At 60.1% G+C, this 4,050-nt stretch carries 4 protein-coding genes; 2 read left to right on the forward strand and 2 right to left on the reverse strand.

Annotated features, from left to right (window positions below; genetic code table 11):
* The coding region (gene purU, locus Q0341_RS11600; RefSeq protein WP_299513433.1) for a formyltetrahydrofolate deformylase at nt 1-746 on the reverse strand (746 nt) is incomplete at its 3' end.
* A gap of 220 nt (nt 747-966) precedes the next feature.
* On the opposite strand from purU, the gene Q0341_RS11605 reads away from it, so the two are divergent.
* Both Q0341_RS11605 and Q0341_RS11610 read left to right on the forward strand, forming a co-directional pair.
* Entirely contained in the window at nt 967-2,301 is a 1,335-nt protein-coding gene (locus Q0341_RS11605; protein WP_299513435.1) for an aminotransferase class III-fold pyridoxal phosphate-dependent enzyme, read from the forward strand.
* A gap of 60 nt (nt 2,302-2,361) precedes the next feature.
* The gene (locus tag Q0341_RS11610; RefSeq protein WP_299513437.1) at nt 2,362-3,477 is read left to right on the forward strand and encodes an AbrB family transcriptional regulator; all 1,116 of its coding nucleotides are present in this window, start codon (nt 2,362-2,364) and stop codon (nt 3,475-3,477) included.
* Between the two features lie 37 nt (nt 3,478-3,514).
* On the opposite strand, the gene Q0341_RS11615 is transcribed toward Q0341_RS11610, so the two are convergent.
* Nucleotides 3,515-3,796, reverse strand: coding sequence for a DUF3567 domain-containing protein (locus Q0341_RS11615; protein WP_299513440.1), 282 nt, complete (start codon nt 3,794-3,796; stop codon nt 3,515-3,517).
* Nucleotides 3,797-4,050: the final 254 nt, after the last annotated feature.

A 4,050-nucleotide genomic window follows, 5' to 3' on the forward strand; every position in this document is an offset into this window, starting at 1 on the left:
TGGGCCGTGAGGTCTTCCACGGTTTTGCTGTGGTCCACACGCGCCACATCTTGTTCGATGATCGGGCCTTCGTCCAGGTCGGCGGTCACATAGTGGGCGGTGGCACCGATCAGCTTCACACCCCGGTCATGGGCCTGGTAGTAGGGCTTTGCCCCTTTGAAGCTGGGCAAGAAGCTGTGGTGGATGTTGATGGCGCGACCTGCCAGTTTGCGGCACAGGTCGTCGCTCAGGATTTGCATGTAGCGTGCCAGCACCACCAACTCAGCGCCTTCGGCCTGGATGATCTCAAACTGCTTGGCTTCGGCCTGCGCCTTGTTGTCTGCGGTCACTGGAATGTGGTGAAAGGGCACGTTGTAGCTGGCGGCCAGTTGGTAAAACTCGCGGTGGTTGCTGACGATGGCGCGGATGTCCAGGGGCAGCAAGCCGCTTTTCCAACGGAACAGCAAATCGTTTAGGCAATGGCCATCTTTGCTCACCAAGAGCACGGTGCGCATGGGCTGCGCAGTGGCGTGCAAATGCCATGTCATGCCAAATGTTTGGGCAAATTCGCCCCATTGCGTTTCCAGCGTTGCGGCTTTGGCCTGATCACAGGCAAATTGCACGCGCATGAAAAACAGGCCGGTGTCATGGTCGTTGTACTGGGCTGCTTCTTCGATGTTGCCCCCGCGCTCGAGCAAAAAACCCGAGACGGCATGCACGATGCCGGTGCGGTCGGGGCAGGAAAGGGTGAGTATGTAAGTGGTCATGTTGAATCCGCTTGCCAACGCTGGGTTAGGCGTTTGACTGTCTCGCGTCTAAGGAGACGGGCTATTGTAGAGAAAGGCTTGGTTTAAACATTAGAAATGCCAACACCTGCACAAGGCTTGTCCGAGACTGGACAGTTGTTGGCGCGATGAGGCTGTCAGAAGCCAGTTGCAGGCGTAAACTGTGTCCCTTATTAGACATTTAAATACCGGAGCATTTGCCGTGGCCCTCAACGATCTGAACATGGACAATCAGTGGTTGCCCTTCACCCCCAACCGCACATTCAAGCAAGACCCGCGGGTTTTTGTGGGCGCAGAAGGCATGCACTTCACCACCCACGACGGTAAAAAAGTCATTGATGGCATCTCCAGCCTGTGGTGCGTGGGCGCGGGCCACAACCGCCGCCCAATCAACGAAGCCATCAAAAAGCAGCTGGACACGCTGGACTACGCCACGGCTTTTCAGGCCAGCAACGACAAGGCTTTCAAGGCGGCGCAGATGATCGCCGACATGGCCCCCGGCGACCTGAACAAGGTGCTGTTTTGCAACTCGGGCTCGGAAGCGGCCGACACGGCGCTGAAAGTGGCGCTGGCTTATCACCGCGCCCGGGGCGAAGGCCACCGCAACGTGTTCATTGGCCGCGAAAAGGGCTACCACGGCGTGAACTTTGGCGGCATGAGCGTGGGCGGCCTGCCCGCCAACCGCAAGGTGTACGGCGCGCAGCTGCTGCCGCGTGTGGACCACATGCGCTTCATCCACGACCCCGTGAACCACGCCTACATCCACCACGAGGAGCCCGTGTGGGCCGAAGACCCGCTGCTGGAGCTGGAAAACCGCATTTTGGTGTTGCACGATCCGAGCAACATCGCAGCCGTGATCGTCGAGCCGATTGCGGGCAGCGCGGGCTGGTATATCCCGCCCCAAGGCTACGTGAAGCGCCTGCGCGAGATTTGCGACAAGCACGGCATTTTGCTGATTTTTGACGAAGTCATCACCGGCTTTGGCCGCTTGGGCGTGAACTTTGGGGCCGACTATTACGGCGTGGTGCCCGACATGCTCAACTTCGCCAAGGCGGTGACCAACGGCGTGATTCCGTTGGGCGGCGTGATTTGCCGTGACTTCATTTACGACGCGATGATGAACGCCAACGCGCCAGACCACGCCATTGAGTTTCTTCACGGTTACACCTACTCTGGGCACCCGGTGGCATGCGCGGCGGCGATTGCCACCTTGGACTTGATGAAGGAAGAAGACTTGTTTGCCCGAGCCGGACAAAAGGGCCGGATTTTGGGCGATGCGATGCACAGCGCGCTCAAGGGCTTGCCCAATGTGATCGGCATCCGCACGCTGGGCCTGGCGGGCGCGGTGGAACTGGCCAGCATCACGGGCACGCCCGGCAAGCGGGCTTATGACATCTTCATGGACTGCTTCCATAAAGGGGTTTGGGTGCGCCCTGCAGGAGAAAACCTGGTGATTTGCCCACCCTACATTGTGGAAGACGCGCAGATCGACCAGATCGTGCAGACCGTGGCCGACAGCATTCGTCGCCACGCATGAACCGATGGCTTGCATGGTTTGCCAATCGACCGCCCGTTTGGGCGGTCTTTTTTTGACACGATGAATTGGCGTGAAATGGCCCGAGTGGCCAACACCTTGCTTGCGGCGCTGGCGGCGGCGCTACTGTGTGAGTGGCTGCACACGCCCATTCCCTGGATGCTGGGCCCTTTGCTGGTCACGGCATTGGCGTCGATGTTGGGTGCCCCTACGCGCAGTTCGGTGCTGTTGCGCAATGGGGGGCAGTGGGTCATTGGCGCGGTGTTGGGCTTGTATTTCACCCCGCAAGTAGGCGCTTTGGTGGTCGGCTTGTGGTGGGCGATTGCGCTGGCCGTGTTGTGGGCGCTGGGGATGGGGGGCTTGTTTGGTGGCTGGCTGCAACGCCAGCATGCGGGTGATTTTGCGCACCTGCCGCCGGGCGCTTGGCGCGCCACCAGTTACTTTGCCAGCGCCATTGGCGGGGCCTCGGAGATGACCTTGCTGGCCGAGCGCCACGGTGCCCGCACCGACTTGGTGGCGGCAGCGCACAGCGTGCGCTTGGTCATCGTGGTGGTGTCGCTGCCTTTTGCCATGCAGTGGGCACAAAGCCATTGGGGTTTGCAGGTCGATGCCCGTTTGTTGCCCAAGCCCGGCGAGGTGCATTGGCCAGGCTTGCTGGTGCTGGGTTTGGCTACGGCGGCAGGTGGGCTGGTCATGACCGCGCTCAAACGCACCAACCCCTGGTTCATGGGCGCATTGCTGGTGTCCATGGGCTTGACGCTGGCCGACTGGAATGGGTCAGCCGTGCCCAAAAATTTATCGGACGCGGCGCAACTGGTGATTGGTGTGAGCTTGGGCGTGCGGTTTCAGCGGGAGTTTGTGCACACCGCGCCGCGTTGGTTGGCATCGGTCGCCAGCGGCACGGTGGTCATGATGGTGTTGTCCTTGGGCTTTGGCTTGGCGCTGTCATGGGCCACAGGCTTGCACCCAGCCACCATGATTTTGGGCACGACTCCCGGGGGCATTGCCGAAATGGCGATCACGGCCAAGGTATTGCACTTGGGCGTTCCGGTGGTGACGGCGTTTCAGGTTTGCCGCCTCGTCGCCGTTTTGGTCTTGGTGGGGCCGCTGTTTCGGTGGGTGCTGGGGCCAGAAAAAAAGGCTGATTTGCTGGTCTCAGGCTTGGGTGACAAATCTTGAAGGCCGCGAGCCAGGATGCGCCTCAATGGCGCAGGGCTCAGTGGACCACCACCGGTTGCTGCGCCAATCCGGTGTAGCCCTCCAGGGTGTCTTCGACTTCTTCTTGCGTGGGCGTGTGCTGCTGCCAGGCTTGAATTTGCTGCTGGAACATTTCTGCCCAAGAGCCATCCAAGTAAACCTCTTTGCCTGAGCGTTTGTCCACGATCTCAAAACCATGGCGTTCCAGCAAGGGCGTGCTGGGGGCCGGCGCAGCCTCGCTGGGCGCGTTGGCCAGCATGTGCATCACAGCGAAGGTTTCCGATTCGTACAACAGGTTCATGCTTTCATTCTCCCTCAACTTGTCGCTCGCAAGTGGGTGCACTTGTAACAACTTCAAGTGGGTGTGGTTTTTCGGCCGAGGGACTGAACTGGGGACTTCACTCGGGCAAGACCGCAGGGCTTGGGGGCAGACCGGGCAAAAATTCACGCTGGGTCAGATGCAGGTCGATGAAGCTGCCATTGGCTTGCGAGATGCGCAGTCGTGCTGGCAGCCAATCGTGCTCGGGGCTCAACCAGAATGCCACCTGTGCGTCG

This window comes from uncultured Limnohabitans sp. (genome assembly GCF_937889215.1).
Taxonomy (GTDB): Bacteria; Pseudomonadota; Gammaproteobacteria; order Burkholderiales; family Burkholderiaceae_C; genus Limnohabitans_A.